Origin of the sequence: Parabacteroides caeci (genome assembly GCF_023656795.1) — a bacterium.
Classification (GTDB): Bacteria; Bacteroidota; Bacteroidia; order Bacteroidales; family Tannerellaceae; genus Parabacteroides; species Parabacteroides segnis.
The window spans coordinates 55,256-73,325 of the sequence record NZ_JAMOKT010000025.1 but is presented as its reverse complement, the minus strand read 5'-3'; the positions used below and the strand labels follow the sequence as shown (position 1 = coordinate 73,325).

Below are 18,070 nucleotides of genomic sequence, written 5' to 3'. Positions count from 1 at the left end.
TATCTTTGAACAAACATAGTACGAACAATATAAAAACAAATAAAATCATGGAAGAAAGACTTTTAAACGAGAAAGAAAGCCTGGAACTCATCACACAGATGATAAACTCCAGCAAAAAGAATATGGAGGTGGGACAGGGAAACATAATGCTGTTCTGGGGATATTTTACGACAGCCTTATCGGTTGTGCTGTTTCTGCTGATCAACTTCACACACAACTTCATCTGGAGTTGGGGCTGGATGCTGATGTTCGCCGTATGGCCGGTGATCTCTTACAGAAAACGACAAAACAAACCGAAGGTCGTTACCTATACAGACAAAGTGATCTCACAGGTATGGCTAGTGATGGGATACATGTTTATCATTACTTTTCTGACGATCGGCATTATGGAAATTACATTCGCCAGACATGCAGATTTCCTGCTTATGCTACCGCTCTCCCTGGTCTATTGCGGACTCGGGACTTCCATTACAGGCATTATAATACAGGAGCGCTGGATGACTTACGCCCCCCTCATTGCGTTTATTGTAGCAATATATATGCTAACCATGCTGATAATGGGTGAAAAAGCAACAACTTTGTGGTATCTTTACTTCGGTTTATCGTTCGTGTTTATGATGATCATACCCGGACATATCGTCAATAATAAAGCCAGGAAGCAATGTTTAAAGAACTAGATCCGTTACTTCATTCACAATTGCGGCTCGCCGTGATATCCATCCTCCTTTCGGTCGAGGAGGCTGAATTCGTCTATCTGCGGGAAAAGACACAGGCGACAGCGGGAAACCTGAGTGTACAGATAGACAAACTGAGCGAAGCCGGCTACATAGAAGTCGAAAAGAGCTTTGTCGGAAAGAAACCCCGTACCACCTGCCGGATAACATCCGTAGGACGACAGGCATTCGAGAATTACGTAAATGCCCTGAAAGACTATATCGGAGGAAACTAATCCCTCCGCCAGCCACCGCATACCAATAAAAAAGGCTGCCATCAATCCGACGGCAGCCTTTTTATATCATTAATCCCTGCTAATTAAATAGCGTATAAAGAACTGATAGATTCACCACTGCAAACACGGCGGATTGCTTCAGCAAACATATCGGCAACAGACAATACTTTTACTTTCTCGCATTTCTTTGCGTAAGGAATAGAATCGGTAAAGATCATTTCCGTCAATGAAGACTGGTCCACACGGGTAGAAGCCGGATCAGACATGACAGCGTGGCTGGCGATTGCACGTACAGACTTAGCGCCGTTTTCCATCATCAGGTTAGCGGCTTTGGTGATTGTACCGGCTGTATCCACCATGTCATCCACCAGAAGAACGTCCAGACCTTCCACGTCACCGATGATACGCATTTCAGCCACCTCATTGGCACGCAGGCGTGATTTGTGACAGATAACCATCGGCAATCCCAGGTATTTGGAATAGCTGCTGGCACGTTTCGTACCACCCACGTCAGGAGTAGCGATACACAAGTTATCCAAAGGCAGTTCTCCCTTGATATAATCCAGGAAGATAGAAGAAGCATACAGGTGGTCTACAGGAACATTGAAGAATCCCTGGATCTGGTCCGCATGTAAATCCATTGTAATCAGACGGTCGATACCGGCAGTGCTCAACATATCTGCGATCAATTTTGCACCGATAGACACACGGGGTTTGTCCTTTCTGTCCTGACGGGCCCAACCGAAATAAGGAACAACAGCAATTACAGAATGTGCAGAAGCACGTTTAGCCGCATCAATCATCAGGAGCAACTCCATCAGATTGTCCGAGTTAGGAAATGTTGATTGAACAAGGAACACGTCACGGCCACGGATAGACTCTTCATAAGATACTGAAAATTCACCGTCAGCAAAATGTTGAATGTTCATCTGCCCCAGAGGACAACCAAGACTATTGCAAATTTTCTCTGCAAGATACCGGGAGTTGGTTCCCGAAAACACCAAGAAAGGAGTTTGTGCACTCATTATTCCGAATATTTATCTTAAGTAAATAGATTTGAATTGTGCTGCAAAAGTACAAAACTTATTTGCAATTATCCCTTTATCTTCGGAAAACTTTCAACAATAAGGGCGAGTCAACCCCGCCCCTGTTACTTTTTCTAACGAAATGAAAGACTCATTACTTATACGTAAACTTCAGAACCTTACCCGAATAAGCCGGCAAAACAAGCTGATACGGCCACGCCGCCGTCAGCGTACTGATGCAAGTCTCTCCCGTCAACAAATCCGTCTGTGTTGCAGCCTTGTTATCGTCAAAACCCAGTGTAAGAAATGCGTCGGAAGGAATCTTTACCCGCACCGTCTGTTCGCTTTTATCGAAATTCACGACAATCAGTACGACCTCGTTACGGTATTTACGCATAAAGGCATACTGGCTATTCGAATTGAAATACGGATTCCGCGAGTTAGCATACATCAGGTCGAAGAAAGCTCCCTGAGTAATGGCCTGCTCCGATTTCGCCACATTCAATATCCGGGCATACTTCTCTCGCAGTTCACGCTGCTCGTGCGTCAAACCGGCGCCATCGAACTTCCAGTCGTTGATCCATTTACGCAGGCTCTCCACGCTCCAGTAGTCGAAGATCGTCGTACGCCCGTCACGTCCGCTGAAACCTTCCTCGTCCATACCCGGCTCGCCCAACTCCTGACCGCTGTAGATCATGACCGGGTTCGTATTCATCATGGCCGAAACAATCATACCGGGGATACCCGGACGGTGATCGCCGGCAAAGAAATAAGAGGCGATACGCTGCTCGTCATGGTTTTCCAGGAAGTTCAACATATGTGACTGGATACCTTCCAGGCTCTGCCAGCAGTAAGAGATCGTGTTGGCCGCAGCCTGATTGCACATCACCGCACGCACGGTATCGTACAGTCCAACCTTATCATACAAATAGTCAAAATGACCGTTGAAAATATAGTTACGGTATTCTGCCGGATTATAAACCTCGGCTATGAAACAAACAGCATGTTTTTCTTTTACCTTCGGAATCACCCAGTTCCAAAATTCCACCGGTACCATCTCCGCCATATCACAACGGAAACCGTCAACGCCTTTATCCGCCCAGTAAAGCAGGATATCCAGCATCTTCGTCCAGGTGCCGGGCACCGGGTTGAAATGACCGATCCGGCCATTCACATAATCCACGCCATAATTCAGCTTGACCGTTTCGTACCAGTCGTTCTTTCCCGGACACGGACTAAAACAGTCATTTCCCGTCACTTTAGCGGGGAACTCACTATAATCGTAATCCCCGTGCGCTTCGGCAAACGACAGGTGCAACGGGCATCCCGGAATATAATAGAAGTTATTATTACGGTCGAACCCTTTGGTCGTATCATCATGCTGCCCCAGATCTTCGACATACGACATGCGGGCATCCGAGTAATATTCGCGTGCCACATGGTTCGGCACAAAGTCAATGATCACCTTCATCCCGGCATCGTGCGTACGTTTCACCAGCGCTTCGAACTCCTTCATACGGTTCGGCACCTTCTCTGCCAGGTCGGGGTCTATATCGTAGTAATCTTTTATTGCATAAGGGGAACCGGCTTTGCCTTTCACCACGTCCGGATGATCTTTACGTATCTGATAAGCGGAATAATCGGTCTGGGTAGCATGTTCTATCACTCCGGTGTACCAGATATGCGTCGTACCCAGTTCCTTGATCTTTGCCAGGGCCGTCGGTGAAAAGGCGGAGAACTTTCCTACTCCGTTTTCCCTTACACTACCGTTCTTTACCAACGGAGACTTCAGATTTCCGAACCAACGGGGGAATACCTGATAAATGATCATTTTATCCATTTGTTTCATCGCTTTTATCAACTTTAAATATTATCGGTAAAAGTTACCCGGGCAAGCGCCGGACAAAGCTATGGCAGGAGCATATTGTTCTTCCGCGCCATAATCGCTTTCACCAGAGTTTCATGTTTATTCTCTTGTATCACCAATTCGAATGCGCGGATCGCTGCATCATAACCGATGCGGGCAATCTGTTCCACATTCTCCAAATCAAAAGTTTTATACATGCCGAATTCTTCCGCCTCGATCAACACGTCGCACATCTCACGATCTTCCAGCGTATTGGCCCGGAACATATAATGATAGGAACGCTCTGCAATATGAAATATCGTCTGTTTGTATTTCTGGGGGACCAGCGGGCTGACATTCACCCCGATCACCCGCTCGCACCTGTCGCGGATTATGGAAACCGGGAAGTTATGAAACAAACCACCGTCCACATAATGTACCCCGTTAATCACTACCGGACTGAAAATGATCGGTATACTGCATGAAGCAGTCACCGCCTCCACGATAGGCCCGCTGTCGAACTCATGGCTTTCGCCGTTATCCAGGTCGGTCGCTACCACAATCATAGGGGTTTTCAGTTCTTCAAATGTCTTGGCTCTCAGATGGCGTTTCAGGAAATACCGGAAACGTTTGCTGTCGAACAAGCCGGACTTGGGAAGCTGGAGTTGTGCAAATTCGGAAAATTCACGGCCTGTAAAGAGTTCTTTCAACTCGTCCGCCGAATAACCGTCGGCAAACAAAGTACCCATTAACGCACCGACACTCGTCCCAACGATGATATCCGGCTTCAGTCCGCACTCCTCCAGTAATTTGAATACCCCAAGGTGTGCAAAACCTTTCGCGCCTCCGCCGCTTAAGGCCAATCCTAATCTATAGGTCTTATGGTTCGATTCTTGCGTCATTGTATGTTTTCTCTCTTTTACGGTGACAAATATGCTGTTTTTTTTAGAATGAAACAGTATTATTTACGAAAAAGTTTCTCTACGTTTTTATTTTTCTTACATTTACGGAGAGAATAATGTGCCAATTTGCCAATGGAAATAATGTGCTAATATGCCAATGGAAATAGCTACAGATTCTATTTATTTCCTCATTGACACATCGGATTATTGGCACATTGGCATATTATTCATTTTAAATCTAACGACTATGATAACTAGTATTTTCTGGATTGTGCCCGTGGCGTCGGTTCTGGCGCTGGTATTTGCCTGGTTCTTCTTCCGGCAAATGATGAAAGAGAGTGAAGGAACGGAAACGATGGCTAAAATCGCTTCTTATGTGCGTGAAGGTGCGATGTCGTACCTGAAACAACAGTACAAGGTAGTAGCCTCGGTTTTCCTTGTGCTGGTTATCTTGTTTTCCATTATGGCTTACGGCTTCGGCGTGCAGAACGAATGGGTGCCGATCGCCTTCCTGACCGGCGGTTTCTTCTCTGGACTGGCGGGATTCCTGGGGATGAAGACGGCGACTTATGCCTCCGCCCGTACAGCCAATGCCGCCCGTTCATCGCTCAATAAGGGGTTGCAGGTCGCTTTCCGCAGCGGCGCCGTCATGGGACTGGTGGTGGTCGGCCTCGGACTGCTCGACATCTCTTTCTGGTACGTCCTGCTGAACGCTTTCATTCCGGATGAAGCCTTGAACCCGACCCATAAACTGACCATTATCACTACGACCATGCTGACCTTCGGCATGGGAGCCTCTACACAGGCGCTCTTTGCCCGCGTGGGAGGTGGAATCTATACAAAAGCCGCCGACGTGGGAGCCGACCTTGTCGGAAAAGTGGAAGCCGGCATTCCGGAAGACGACCCGCGTAACCCGGCCACCATCGCGGATAACGTGGGTGACAATGTAGGCGACGTAGCCGGTATGGGTGCCGACCTGTACGAATCTTACTGCGGTTCGATACTGGCGACCGCCGCCCTGGGTGCTGCCGCTTTCGTCTCGTCCGGTAATATAGATATGCAATATAAGGCAGTAGTCGCACCGATGCTGATCGCGGCTGTCGGCATCGTCCTCTCTATCCTGGGTATTTTTGCCGTCAGGACGAAAGAGGATGCCAATATCCGGCAGTTGTTGAAGGCGCTGGCTATCGGGACAAACCTCAGTTCGGTGCTGATCGCTGTTTCCACTTTCGGGATACTTTATCTGCTCGGCCTCGACAACTGGTTCTGGATCAGTTGCTCGGTAGTGATCGGCTTGCTGGTCGGCATCGTGATCGGCCAGGCAACGGAATATTACACCTCACAATCCTACAACCCGACCAAACGGGTTTCGGAAGCGGGACTGACAGGGCCGGCCACCGTTATCATTTCCGGATTAGGACTGGGAATGCTTTCTACCGCCATCCCCGTGCTGGCTGTTGTGGTAGGTATCATCTGCTCTTTCCTCTTTGCCTCCGGGTTTGACTTCGGCAATACGGGAATGGGACTTTACGGAATCGGCATCGCTGCCGTCGGCATGCTTTCCACCCTGGGTATCACACTGGCTACCGACGCTTACGGCCCGATTGCCGACAATGCCGGAGGAAATGCCGAAATGTCTGGCCTGGGCAAAGAAGTACGCAAACGTACCGATGCCCTCGACTCGCTGGGGAACACCACAGCCGCCACCGGTAAAGGATTCGCCATCGGCTCTGCCGCCCTGACGGGATTGGCGTTGCTGGCGTCTTATATAGAAGAGATCAAGATCGGCCTGCTGCGCCTGGGAGAAACCGTCTTGTCGTTTGCCGACGGACGTACGATGGAGGTATCGAAGGCTTCTTTCTCCGACTTTATGATCTACTACGATGTGACGCTGATGAATCCGAAAGTACTGTCGGGCATGTTCCTGGGGTCGATGATGGCCTTTATGTTCTGCGGGCTGACGATGAACGCCGTAGGACGCGCCGCCGGACATATGGTAGAAGAAGTACGCCGCCAGTTCCGCGAAATACCGGGTATCCTGACAGGAAAAGCGGAACCCGATTACGCCCGTTGCGTAGAGATTTCGACGAAAGGGGCACAACATGAGATGGTTGTTCCTTCGTTGCTGGCGATCATCGCCCCGATAGTGACCGGACTGATATTCGGTGTGACCGGCGTGATCGGCCTGCTGATCGGCGGACTAAGCACAGGTTTCGTACTGGCCATCTTCATGGCCAACGCAGGCGGCGCCTGGGACAACGCTAAGAAACATATTGAAGAAGGCAACCACGGCGGCAAAGGCAGCGAAGCCCATAAGGCAACCGTTGTCGGCGATACCGTCGGCGACCCGTTCAAAGACACTTCCGGTCCGAGCCTCAATATCCTGATCAAGCTGATGAGCATGGTGGCTATCGTAATGGCGGGGTTGACTGTAGCGTGGAGTTTATTCTGAAACAGTTAATATAATCTAACCGGGATCAAATACTCGCATACGAATAGTTCGTAATTACGAGCTATTCGTATTTTTGTTGATAGTAAACAACTTTAAATAGATCCTGTATGAAAACAACTTATCTGCTCCTCTCCTCCGTCTTGTTACTGGGATGTTTATCCGCCTGCAACATTTTCACCCAGAAACAAAAAGCACTGAAAACGAACGACGGAAGTATCACCACCGTTGAAACAGGCGGAAACAAACTGACCGTGTGCGACTTCGCCCTCGTGAAAGACACTATCGACGTGCCGCTCAGCGAATTTGTCGAAGACTGTCGCATCATACGTTTCGACAACTCTGACTCCGCCATGTTCAAAGCCTGGTTCACACTCGTCACCGACCAGTATATCGGGGTACGGCAACAAAGCGGCGGACCGTTCAAACTCTTCGACAAAGAGGGTAAATTCCTGCACGACATCGGCTCCGTAGGCAATGGGGCCGGAGAATATGCCGTATCCATTTACGATGAAGTCATCGACGAAAAGAACGACCGTATCTTCCTCTCACCTTTCTATGGCCGGAAGATCATGGTGTACGGCACGAATGGTAAATGGATCAAGGACATCCCGCTTCCGGGACAGATCAACAAACCTAAATTATCGCTCAATGCAGACGGCACATTATCCGTCGTACACATGCCATTCCAGGAAGGGGAACCGCTTGCCTTCCAAGTGGATATGGAAGGAAACATCCTGAAACAGATCCCGGCAACCGCCAAAACGACAGTGTCGGACTTCAACGGAGAAGTTTTCTCTTACAAAAACGGCAACGGGTTCGATTTCTTCCACACCAGCATAGACACTCTTTTTATCTACGATCCTGTCGGCAACCGGTTATTGCCTGAATTTACCATGACTTTCCCGAATCCGGAAGAGAAACCGATACATCTATACTACCGGCTTCCGAATCACTTCATGGTCAATTATTATTTCTGGAGGAAAAACGGGCCGGAAAATGGCGGAGATATCCTGATTGATAAAAAGAAGAATGCTTCCTCCCATTTCCGTCTGATAAACGACTTCTACGGAAACCTCCCCATCCCCGGATCAGGCCACAATTTCTACCAGGGATATTTTATCCGGAATATGGAACCGGGACAACTAGCCGAACAGATAGAAAAACATCTCGCCTCCGGCAAATGCCCCAGCCAGGACAGAAAGAAACTCGAAGAACTGGCCGCAACGCTGGATGAGAATGATAATAATGTGTTGTTTGTCGGGAAAGTGAAATTATGAATAAGGCAGGAATATAAATTAATTGCTTATCTTTGCTAATAATTAAAAGATAAATCATTATAAGATGAGTCCTATATTCAGAAGAGAAGATGGATACAGCTTCAAAATATTCTCCAACGAGGAAGAAAGGAAACATATCCATGTTGTAAAAGCGGAAAATGAAGCCAAATACTGGCTTGAGCCTTCTATCGAATTAGCTGAAAACTATGGATTCACTTCTAAGGAAATCAAGAGAATAACTCAAATAATAGAAGAACATGGAAACGAGTTTAAATACAAATTCGCAGAACACATCGGTAAGCGTATTAATGATTAATTCCCAAGGCATTGCCCTGTCTGTGCAAGGGTGCGATTATTTCATTTCTTACAACCGGATGCCATGGCTCCGTGACGCCCGTATCAGTGATGTACTGAATGTTCGAACAGCAGGACGCTCAGCGATCGAATGGCCGGCTCTCGATATAGATCTTGAAATAGAGAGCTTGAAACATCCGGAACGCTATCCGCTCATCATGAAGCGCACACCGCTGGACAACATTTGAAAAAGAAGTGACCCTTCGGATATAGAAACAATGAACCTGCCTGTTCCATTATAATGGCGCTTGTAGGGGCGGTTTGCGAACCGCCCCTATTTTCCTACTCTTCCTACTGCTTCTTCCTACCCAACAGGAACCCCAGCAACTCCATGATAAACCGGAGGATGGTTCTTACCTTGTTGCCACTGCCATTTTCTTTCTCATTCATACGCTTTATTATTTAAGTTATACACTATGGGGACCAACGACCGTGCAATGCTTTCCAGCATGTTGCAATACGCCTCGCGGTTATCCCCGTTTACTTCACTGATATATTTGCTGTAGGCCATCTCGCGAGCATAAGCCCGGGGATAGTTGCTGACGGCGGCCGCCTGTTTGTAGGCGGTGGCAATCAGGCGGGCAAAATCGAGAAAACTGTTCTCCGCCCGGTCGTAACGGCGGAACACAAGGCCGTCGGGATTGTCCAGGTCCGTCTTTCCCCCGTGCCAGTAAGCGTTGGAAACGCCATAGCCGGTCAGCCCGAAGAAATTATTGTAGCACGTAGCCAGGCGGCTCTCTCCCCACCCGCTTTCGATAGCAGCCTGCGCCAGGATGACTACCGGGTTCAGGCCGTACAACTCACCCGCCATACGGGCGGCGGGGAGGTACTTTGTTGTAAACGATTGCTTATCCATATGATGTCCGTTTCAGGTAAATTACTCGATTTCAGGGCGGTCGCCACCACCGCCTTCCGGCGGGGTTGAAGGTTTCGCCTCCTCCAGCTTGAAACGCTCCCCCTTCGTAGTCTGGGTCAGGTTACGAAGTTTGGCGCCGGGACGGAAACGGAGACGGGCGCGGTACAACAAATTGGTCGAGAAATCATCGGTCGTAACACTTCCCGAACTGGTCTGGATCAGCTGGAACGTCCCCAAGTCGCCACACTGGACCACTTCCCCACGCCCCAGAAACATCAGAAGGAACCGGATCACACGGTCGATCACCACCTTCACATCCCCACTCGAAGCGGTCGAACTCTCCGCCACCGCATCACACAACTCATCAAACGTGCAGGTCCCCGTCGCACGGGTCTGGGCATAATAGAGCTTCTCTTTCCCTGCTTCCACATTTTTACTGAGGTTCTTCCGGAGAACCAAATGATACTGTACTGCCATAACTTTACTGTTTTTAGTTGATTATTAATTACATATCAAAGATACGCCCGGAGGGGAGGCCGGTTGAAGCCATAGGTGACGGGACGTTACGAAGCGACAGTTTATTTCAGATAATTTCAGATATCTCCGGGCAATCGTATGAAAAGAAGATGGTATTATGTAGAAACAAATCCGAAAAGAAATCGTATCTTTGTCAACATACTAAAAAACAGAATGATATGACATTTATAGCCAATCCCATTTATGACGTCGTCTTCAAGTTTATGATGGAAGACGAGAAGGTAGCCAAACTGCTGCTTTCCGCACTATTGAAAAAAGATATCATCGAGTTGCAGATGCGCCAACATGAATACACAGCCATGCAACAAACCCGTATCTCCCTGTTCCGTATGGACTTCTCAGCCAAAATCCGTGACAACGACGGCACAGAACACCTTGTGCTTATCGAATTGCAAAAAACATGGCTGGCTACCGAAACTCTTCGTTTCCGCCAGTATCTGGGTACGCACTACCTCGATAAAAACAACATGCGCGACAATGGAGAGTCACGCTTCGGTCTGCCCATTATCTCCATTTATATCCTCGGTCATATCCTGGGCGACCTGAAAGAGCCGGTCGTTTACGTACGCCGCCGATATCTGGATTACGATGATCAGGAGATTGATCAGAAAGATCCCTTTATCGAAAGTCTGACCCACGACAGCATCATCGTACAGATTCCTTACCTGCAAGGTCGTACCCGCAATCGTCTCGAGCGCCTGCTCCATGTATTCGACCAGAATTACCGTACGCCCGGCGACGAGCATCTGCTAGAAATAGACGAAACCATCTTCACCGCCAGCGAGCAGGTCATCCTTACCCGCTTGCTCAAAGCCGGTGTAGCCCCTGACGTGCGCCGCTCCATGGAAGTAGAAGACGAAATCCTCTCCGAAATCGAAAAGCGCGACACTGACATTATGCAGAAAGAACAGGAACTCGAACAGAAAAGACGGGAACTCGAACAAAGCAAACAAGCGATCGAGCAAAGCAAGCAGGTGATCGAGCAAAGCAAACTGGAACTTGAACAAAGCAAACAAGAACTCGAACAAAAAGATAAAATGTTACAGGAAATGGTCCGAATGCTGACGCAAGCCGGAATTTCGCCAGAAGACATTGCACAAAAACTATCTTTATCCCTTCAGGATGTAAAGAATTTACTCTAAGGAAGTTATTCAATTACACGATTTGCTAAAAAACGAACAAATAGTTTGCCGCGTCCATTGATTTTTCGTATCTTAGAAGAATAAAACCATACATTTTATGGAACAAACGACCTTCACGATACGGGCCTACGGAGTAGGCGAACTGGCGGCACTCTACAGTCCTCACCTCAGCCGCAGGGGAGCGATCCTGCAACTTTGGCGGTGGATCAATTATCATGGCGTACTGAAAGCCAAACTGGTTGAACTGGGGTATCATCCCGGAGTCAGGAGTTTCACACCCCGCCAGGTGGAATGCATCGTCGAACATTTAGGAGAACCCTGAAAAAGAAGAGAACGGGTGGCGCAGTCATCCCAAAGGACTGCCGCAACTGTTTTCAGGGACTGCGGCAGTCGTTTTATGTCGTTGCGGCAACCCCTGCAAAAAACTGCCGCAGCCAGTGGAGAAAGAAAGGGCGGGTAGTGTCGATTGTGGCTGCCAGGCGGCCGATAGGGTCCGTCGTCCCGTCCCAGCGCGGCAGGTTATCGAAGTAAGACTTGAAAGGATTATACTCGGGGCTGAAATCGGAATAGATCACCGAACGCAGGTCGGACACGCGGCAAAACACACCCGATTTCTGCAATGCACACCAGACGGAATTCTCCCAATAATCGGTGACCGGTTGAAAGGCATCGTGTTTCTTCAGGTCCCGGTATTCAACCGTGCGTCTGACGATATTGCGACGAAGTTTGTAATATTTTGTCAGAAACTCCTGTATCTGATTGACAAAACTGTCTCCGCGCTGCAAACGGGACGCCGGCTTCTCCGTAGCATATTGTTCGGTATGCGCATAAGCGCTGTCGATTGCCTGCCGGCGTTCCTCGACCGGCAGGTCGTCAAATGATTTTGCGGCATAGGCTTCGACCTCCTCTCTGGCAACCCCGAAGCGGTTGCAGTAGCCGGCAAAAAGGTGCACGTAATTGTTGCGGTTGCCCTCGGCATAAGGGAACTTGCGGCTGGCCTTTCTACGGGCGGAAGAGATCAGTTGTGACACAGTCTTTCCGCCTATGGCTTCTATCGGCGGCAGACCGGCGGGCAAAGTGCCTTCCCCTTTCAGCCAGGGTTCGAAACGGGGAGAGAGATAGAGCTGCTGATCGTACGACATGATGCAGAGCCGCCCGGCATCGCTGCCCGAAGTGTCCGCCCCGACACCCAGCAGGTGTTCGTACCAGTCTTTCACCAGCTTGTAGACAGCGAGATGTTTTGCGGGGATCAGTTCGGTCCCGACAGCCGGATAGACAATGATCTTGATGCCCCGTCCGCGCGGGCTGATCCAGCAGGCCACCGTATAGACGGCTTCGCGCACCAGGGCAAGCAGGCGCGGCAGGTCTTCTTTGTTCAATTCGTCGAAATCGAGGATGGTAAGCGGATTGTAGCCTGTCATATATTTCGGCAACCGTTGTTTCTGATAGGTGGCGGAGACGGTTATGGCAGGCAGCTTTTTCTTCTGCATGTCGGCTTCATCCTGATTTCCGGCGTCCATAAAGGCGCGGATACGGTTAATTTCGGTGGCATACTTGCCATTGCGGATGTCGTAAAGGGCGTCGATCAGGGGAATATCCCCCATACATCTCTTAAATCCGGCGAATAAGGTTACGTTTATCATAATAAGATAAAATTAAGTGAGTATTATTCAGCCCAAGGTACGGGCATTAAACAAGGCAGCCTATGTTTTTACATTATATTATGAAAAACATAAGCTGCACGACAAACATCAATCGTCCTTGCGGGTAGAAAGATACTCCATCACCCCATTCACGAGCGTACCCAACGCCAGCGGTTCCTTTTTGCCTTCAGGACATACCTTCATGACGGTATCGAGCGAACGGAGGAAAGGCTTCACTTCATGGCAGTCGTTAACCGTCCATTTGCGGCTCTCGATCAGAGGAGCGATCTGGGCAACAAACTCTTCCAGGGAACAGTGGAACGTAATGGTTTCGCCTACCACCATATCCTCCTCCCAGACGGCATGCTCCAACATCCGGCTCAGGGTGTTGCTTAGTTTCATCACTTCGTGCAGTTTCTTTTCCAGCTGCATGCATTCATTTCTCAAATCCAGTACTCCCCCATTCAACAGGGCGGCGTTCAGTTTTTTTTCATATGAATTTAATTTATAATAAAAGAATCTCTAATGATTCAGAGGTTTGAATATTACTTTTCTCTTGAAAGAAAAGTAACCAAAAGTTCAAGGCTGCATCTGCCTCGCTACTCAGCCTCCTACGTTCGCTGTCGTCTGTGAACTCGCTACGCTCAAACAGCACAGCCTCCGGGCGCTCACTCCGGATGCTTCGCTTCACGCTCACCAGATGAGGCCTTTCAGAGGAAGCAGAGCTTCCTTTTAGGATGGCCAAAACCGACACCTATGCAACACACTACCAACCATATAGCAGACGGCATCGGCCATCCTAAAAAGAACGCTAAGCGTTCTTACCAAGGCCTCAGCGGAATCTTTCACCGAAGCAGTGAAGCTGGTGTAGCCTTGATCTTTTGCCTACTTTTCCATCAAGGGAAAAGTAGGTTCAATCATTTCTAAATACGAAACCCCGGGAAGACGAATCCCCCGGGGTTTGTTTTGTCTGCCTTCGCTTTTCACAAAGATAGGACAGAAGAATTTTATTCCATGCAACCCGCCGGACAATTTATCTCCGGCCGCTACCAAAATGTTCCATGAAATTGTTTTTAACTACCCGTTGAAAGCATAAATGAAGATTTGCTTGTATCTTTGCAGCCGGTAAAACATTAAAATAATCCATATGTCAATCTCACGCTTTAATGCAGTGGAGAAAGCTTCCAACCGTAAGGCCGTAGAAGCCGTCACTCCCAAACAGAAAGTATCCGAGTACTATGGCGAGAACGTATTTAACCGCAAGGCTATGCAAAAGTATCTCTCCAAGGAAACGTACAAAGCCCTGACCCACGCCATTGATAACGGAACACCTATCGACCGCGAAATAGCCAACCATGTGGCAGCCGGTATGCGTATGTGGGCACTGGAAAAAGGAGTTACCCATTATACACACTGGTTCCAGCCCCTGACCGACGGGACAGCCGAAAAACACGACGCTTTTGTCGAACACGACGGTAACGGCGGTATGATTGAAGAATTTAGCGGCAAACTGCTCGCACAGCAGGAACCGGATGCGTCCAGCTTCCCCAACGGCGGACTGCGCAACACGTTCGAAGCCCGCGGTTATTCTGCCTGGGACCCCTCCTCCCCCGCATTTATTGTAGACGACACCCTCTGTATCCCGACAGTCTTCATCGCCTATACCGGCGAGGCTCTCGACTACAAAACACCGCTGATACGTTCTGTCGAAGCATTGAACAAAGCGGCGAAAGAGGTTTGCAACTATTTCAATGAAGATGTTCACAAAGTAATCACATACCTGGGCTGGGAACAGGAATATTTCCTGGTGGACGAGGAGCTTTACTCCGCCCGTCCGGACCTCTCACTGACGGAACGCACGTTGCTGGGACACGAAAGTGCCAAGAACCAGCAGCTCGACGACCATTATTTCGGCGCCATCCCTTCACGCGTACAGGAGTTTATGAAAGACCTGGAAGTGGAATGTTACAAGCTGGGCATCCCGGTGAAAACCCGTCATAACGAGGTGGCCCCGAACCAGTTCGAGCTGGCGCCCATCTACGAAGAATGCAACCTGGCCAACGACCATAACCAGTTGTTGATGTCGGTCATGAAACGTGTTTCACGCCGCCACAACTTCCGCGTGCTGCTTCACGAAAAACCGTTCATGGGTGTGAACGGCTCGGGTAAACATTGCAACTGGTCGATGGGAACCGATACGGGCATCAACCTGTTCTCGCCGGGCAAGGACCGCGAAGACAACCTGCGTTTCATCACATTCGTGGTCAATACGCTGATGGCCGTATATAAATTCAACGGGCTGCTGAAAGCCAGTATCGCTTCGGCAACCAACGCCCACCGCTTGGGGGCCAACGAAGCGCCTCCCGCCATTATCTCGTCCTTCCTGGGTACACAAATCAGCGAGGTACTGGATAAATTCGAAAACAGTTCGATTGAAGATGCCATCGAGGTGGACGACAAGAAACGCCTGAGCCTCGGCTTCGGGCAGATTCCCGAACTGCTGCTGGACAATACGGACCGCAACCGCACGTCGCCGTTCGCTTTCACCGGCAACCGTTTCGAGTTCCGTGCTCCGGGTTCGTCCGTCAACTGCGGTTCGGCCATGCTGGCTGTCAATTCTGCCGTAGCCTATCAGTTACAACAGTTCAAGAAGGACGTGGAAGCGCTCCAGGCAGCAGGCAAGAGCAAGGAAGTGGCTATCTTCGAAACATTGAAGGCTTATATCAAAGAATCCAAACCCATCCGTTTCGACGGCAACGGTTACTGCGACGAATGGAAGGCGGAAGCTGCCCGCCGCGGCCTGGATTGCGAAAACAGCGTTCCATTGCAATACGACGCTTACCTGAAGCCGGAAGTAATCCGCATGTTCAGGGAAACAGGCGTACTGAGCGAAAAGGAGCTGGAAGCCCGCAACGAAGTGAAATGGGAAATCTATATCAAGAAAGTACAAATCGAAGCCCGCGTCCTGGGAGATTTGTCCATGAACCATATCATCCCGGTCGTATTGCATTACCAGTCTTTGCTGTTGAGCAATATCACCAAGCTGAAAGAGACGTTCAGTCCGGAAGAATATGAGGAACTGTCTGCCGAACCGCGCCGCCTGGTACGCAAAATATCCAAGCACGTAAATGCCGTAACACGCATGACGGACGAGATGATCGAGGCCCGCAAGAAGGCAAACGTCATCACCGACTACCGCAGCAAGGCGATCGCTTATCATGACACGGTCGTTCCGTTCCTGGATGATATACGCGAACATATCGACGAACTGGAATTGATGGTGGACAACCAGATGTGGCCGTTGCCGAAATACCGCGAACTACTGTTCATCCGGTAAAAGTAACAGAATCCAAAATAACAGGAGGTGCATCAAAAGTTTATTTTGATACACCTCCCCTTTTTTACATTGACCTGTTAAAATCAGTAAGTGCTTGATAAAATGCCTCGATATTCTCAGCCGGAATATGGGGCGGGACATCACAACCTGTCGACAAAACGAAATTCTTCCATGCTTTGGTCTGCTGTAACAGATTCATAGTCGCGGTATATACTTCTTCTGACGAGGACTGTTTAAAAAGACCGACCGGGTCCAGATTCCCCATCACCAGACGGTCTTCCGGACAGTTGGCAAGGGCATCCTGCATATCGATCTTATTACCGAAATGAAGTGCAGCCGCTCCCGACTGAACCATAGCCTCCGTACAATGGCCTGCATTTCCGCAGTTATGCAGGATTACGATAAAATGTTCGTCCTGCACGGCCTCCACCACCTGGCGGACATAGGTCGTCGAATAAAGCAGCGAATCCTCATTTGAAATCAGCCCGGCAGCCGGTTCCGCCATTATCACGCCATGAACGCCTGTCTCCTTAATCGCACGGCAGTAATCGATCAGGAAACGGGTACATTTCTCCAACAGGACAGTGATGTTCTCCGGCTCCACATAAAGGGCAATCATCAGTTCGGACAAACCGAACAAACGTCCTGCCAGTGAAAACGGACCGATACAGCCGGCAAAGACAGGCTTGTCTTTCACACGTTCCGCTGTCAGACGGTTCGCTTTCAGATACTCAGGGACACGTGCTGTATCCAGAGACGGTATCTGTAAATTATCAATCGACTCCTTATCGGATACCAGCGGTTCCGTTACGCTGGGCACTTCGTCTTCGGGGAAGACCACCTTTGCTCCGAAAGCCTCCGCCTCTACCGTCAGGTCCATAATCACGGTCGGGGCGGCCGAAGGATACTGCTCGTTCAACCGGCAGATAGCGTCTGCATGCACCATACCACTGGTGACTGCGTCTCTCACTGTTTTTCCACAGAGTTCAATGCCCGGATGGGTCATGATAGGGATAGCCCTACGTTCTTTTTGCCTGATTGTCTCTTGCAACCATTCTTGTATTTCCATTATTTCTTCTTTCTTTTTCGTTTATAACAGGTTTCCAGTTCACAATACTGGCAACCGTATTTTTTCTCATCTACCTCCGGACCGATACCGATTATTCCGCTGATCGACTTGATGGGGGTCATCAGGCAGACATCAGACAGGCTGATGCCGCAGGGGGCTCCTCCCATGAGCCGGAACAACGTTTTCTGTCCGGTGAGGTGCCAACCGCAATAGCCGGGGCTCAGGCGGTTCGTATGCCGTTCGCCTCCCAATTCTTTTTCAAGCAGGCGTTCCATCTGGTCGCCGGCTTTCTCGGCAATGCAGGTCCCGATAATATCGGCAATGAAGCATTTCAGGATATCTCCCTCCGCTTTCAGGCTGTCCTGGTATTCCTGAAAAGCCATCCCGGCCGTAGCGGCAAACAGGGCGAATCGTTCGGAGCCTTTCAGCAGGGAAGCGATAGTTCCCCCTACGGGAAAGGGTTCTCCGCCATCCAGAGTAACATATCCGTCATCCACCGTACCGTCGAACAGGCCGAAAGTACAACGGGGAACAGTCCGGGAAGAAACCTCTTTCAGCATGGAAAGGGCCAGTGCCTCCACAGGTTCTTCCGGGGCCGTGTTGCCGTATCCCATCTCGGCAAACAGGTCGTTTGCCGTCAGGGATAACGTGCTAAAATCCAAATTACAATCAAACATACAA

19 protein-coding genes are annotated in these 18,070 nt (G+C 49.4%); 9 read left to right on the top strand and 10 right to left on the bottom strand.

The window, feature by feature from the left end:
- Positions 1 to 47 precede the first annotated feature (47 nt).
- The gene (locus tag NBH15_RS14035) at positions 48 to 677 is read left to right on the top strand and encodes a hypothetical protein (protein ID WP_250822907.1); all 630 of its coding nucleotides are present in this window, start codon (positions 48 to 50) and stop codon (positions 675 to 677) included.
- Positions 662 to 949 (top strand): winged helix-turn-helix domain-containing protein, encoded by a 288-nt coding sequence (locus tag NBH15_RS14030; protein WP_250822906.1) that lies wholly within the window; start codon positions 662 to 664, stop codon positions 947 to 949. The genes NBH15_RS14035 and NBH15_RS14030 overlap by 16 nt, the downstream gene beginning before the upstream one ends.
- A gap of 83 nt (positions 950 to 1,032) precedes the next feature.
- Here NBH15_RS14030 and NBH15_RS14025 read toward each other — a convergent pair whose 3' ends face one another.
- From NBH15_RS14025 to NBH15_RS14015, 3 genes are all read right to left on the bottom strand, one after another.
- Complete coding sequence (locus NBH15_RS14025; protein ID WP_046145272.1) at positions 1,033 to 1,974, bottom strand: ribose-phosphate pyrophosphokinase; 942 nt, start codon at positions 1,972 to 1,974, stop codon at positions 1,033 to 1,035.
- Between the two features lie 154 nt (positions 1,975 to 2,128).
- Complete coding sequence (locus NBH15_RS14020) at positions 2,129 to 3,823, bottom strand: alpha-amylase family glycosyl hydrolase (RefSeq protein WP_199676341.1); 1,695 nt, start codon at positions 3,821 to 3,823, stop codon at positions 2,129 to 2,131.
- Between the two features lie 59 nt (positions 3,824 to 3,882).
- The gene (locus tag NBH15_RS14015) at positions 3,883 to 4,722 is read right to left on the bottom strand and encodes a patatin-like phospholipase family protein (protein ID WP_128134837.1); all 840 of its coding nucleotides are present in this window, start codon (positions 4,720 to 4,722) and stop codon (positions 3,883 to 3,885) included.
- A 247-nt stretch (positions 4,723 to 4,969) separates the two neighbouring features.
- On the opposite strand from NBH15_RS14015, the gene NBH15_RS14010 reads away from it, so the two are divergent.
- The 4 genes from NBH15_RS14010 (at position 4,970) to NBH15_RS13995 (ending at position 8,993) form a co-directional block, all read left to right on the top strand.
- Entirely contained in the window at positions 4,970 to 7,174 is a 2,205-nt protein-coding gene (locus NBH15_RS14010) for a sodium-translocating pyrophosphatase (protein ID WP_244050812.1), read from the top strand.
- Between the two features lie 107 nt (positions 7,175 to 7,281).
- Positions 7,282 to 8,451 carry a DUF4934 domain-containing protein gene (locus tag NBH15_RS14005; protein ID WP_250822905.1) on the top strand — a complete coding sequence of 390 codons (1,170 nt, stop codon included), beginning with the start codon at positions 7,282 to 7,284 and terminating at the stop codon, positions 8,449 to 8,451.
- A 64-nt stretch (positions 8,452 to 8,515) separates the two neighbouring features.
- Positions 8,516 to 8,767, top strand: coding sequence for a DUF4160 domain-containing protein (locus NBH15_RS14000; RefSeq protein ID WP_250822904.1), 252 nt, complete (start codon positions 8,516 to 8,518; stop codon positions 8,765 to 8,767).
- Positions 8,760 to 8,993, top strand: coding sequence for a DUF2442 domain-containing protein (locus NBH15_RS13995; protein WP_250822911.1), 234 nt, complete (start codon positions 8,760 to 8,762; stop codon positions 8,991 to 8,993). Before NBH15_RS14000 ends, NBH15_RS13995 begins: the two co-directional genes overlap by 8 nt.
- 194 nt (positions 8,994 to 9,187) lie before the next feature.
- Here NBH15_RS13995 and NBH15_RS13990 read toward each other — a convergent pair whose 3' ends face one another.
- A complete protein-coding gene (locus NBH15_RS13990) occupies positions 9,188 to 9,661 on the bottom strand; it encodes a glucosaminidase domain-containing protein (RefSeq protein ID WP_244050811.1) in 474 nt (157 codons plus the stop codon).
- Positions 9,662 to 9,682: 21 nt separating this feature from the next.
- Positions 9,683 to 10,138, bottom strand: a complete 456-nt coding sequence (locus NBH15_RS13985) for an HU family DNA-binding protein (protein ID WP_128134840.1) — start codon at positions 10,136 to 10,138, stop codon at positions 9,683 to 9,685.
- Positions 10,139 to 10,356: 218 nt separating this feature from the next.
- Between NBH15_RS13985 and NBH15_RS13980 the strand changes: the two genes are divergently transcribed.
- Positions 10,357 to 11,340 carry a hypothetical protein gene (locus NBH15_RS13980; RefSeq protein WP_250822903.1) on the top strand — a complete coding sequence of 328 codons (984 nt, stop codon included), beginning with the start codon at positions 10,357 to 10,359 and terminating at the stop codon, positions 11,338 to 11,340.
- A gap of 97 nt (positions 11,341 to 11,437) precedes the next feature.
- On the top strand, positions 11,438 to 11,662 hold the full coding sequence (locus tag NBH15_RS13975) for a DUF4248 domain-containing protein (protein ID WP_046145278.1): 225 nt from the start codon (positions 11,438 to 11,440) through the stop codon (positions 11,660 to 11,662).
- A 73-nt stretch (positions 11,663 to 11,735) separates the two neighbouring features.
- On the opposite strand, the gene NBH15_RS13970 is transcribed toward NBH15_RS13975, so the two are convergent.
- The 3 genes from NBH15_RS13970 to NBH15_RS13960 all read right to left on the bottom strand — a co-directional run bounded on the left by NBH15_RS13970 (position 11,736) and on the right by NBH15_RS13960 (position 13,680).
- Positions 11,736 to 12,983, bottom strand: a complete 1,248-nt coding sequence (locus NBH15_RS13970; RefSeq protein ID WP_250822902.1) for a BT4734/BF3469 family protein — start codon at positions 12,981 to 12,983, stop codon at positions 11,736 to 11,738.
- A 108-nt stretch (positions 12,984 to 13,091) separates the two neighbouring features.
- Complete coding sequence (locus NBH15_RS13965) at positions 13,092 to 13,451, bottom strand: hypothetical protein (RefSeq protein ID WP_250822901.1); 360 nt, start codon at positions 13,449 to 13,451, stop codon at positions 13,092 to 13,094.
- Positions 13,452 to 13,488: 37 nt separating this feature from the next.
- The gene (locus NBH15_RS13960) at positions 13,489 to 13,680 is read right to left on the bottom strand and encodes a hypothetical protein (protein WP_250822900.1); all 192 of its coding nucleotides are present in this window, start codon (positions 13,678 to 13,680) and stop codon (positions 13,489 to 13,491) included.
- A 450-nt stretch (positions 13,681 to 14,130) separates the two neighbouring features.
- Between NBH15_RS13960 and NBH15_RS13955 the strand changes: the two genes are divergently transcribed.
- Complete coding sequence (locus tag NBH15_RS13955; protein WP_129698802.1) at positions 14,131 to 16,320, top strand: glutamine synthetase III family protein; 2,190 nt, start codon at positions 14,131 to 14,133, stop codon at positions 16,318 to 16,320.
- Between the two features lie 64 nt (positions 16,321 to 16,384).
- On the opposite strand, the gene NBH15_RS13950 is transcribed toward NBH15_RS13955, so the two are convergent.
- Positions 16,385 to 17,389 (bottom strand): uroporphyrinogen decarboxylase family protein, encoded by a 1,005-nt coding sequence (locus tag NBH15_RS13950; RefSeq protein ID WP_250822899.1) that lies wholly within the window; start codon positions 17,387 to 17,389, stop codon positions 16,385 to 16,387.
- A complete protein-coding gene (locus tag NBH15_RS13945; RefSeq protein WP_250822898.1) occupies positions 17,389 to 18,066 on the bottom strand; it encodes a vitamin B12 dependent-methionine synthase activation domain-containing protein in 678 nt (225 codons plus the stop codon). Before NBH15_RS13945 ends, NBH15_RS13950 begins: the two co-directional genes overlap by 1 nt.
- Positions 18,067 to 18,070: the final 4 nt, after the last annotated feature.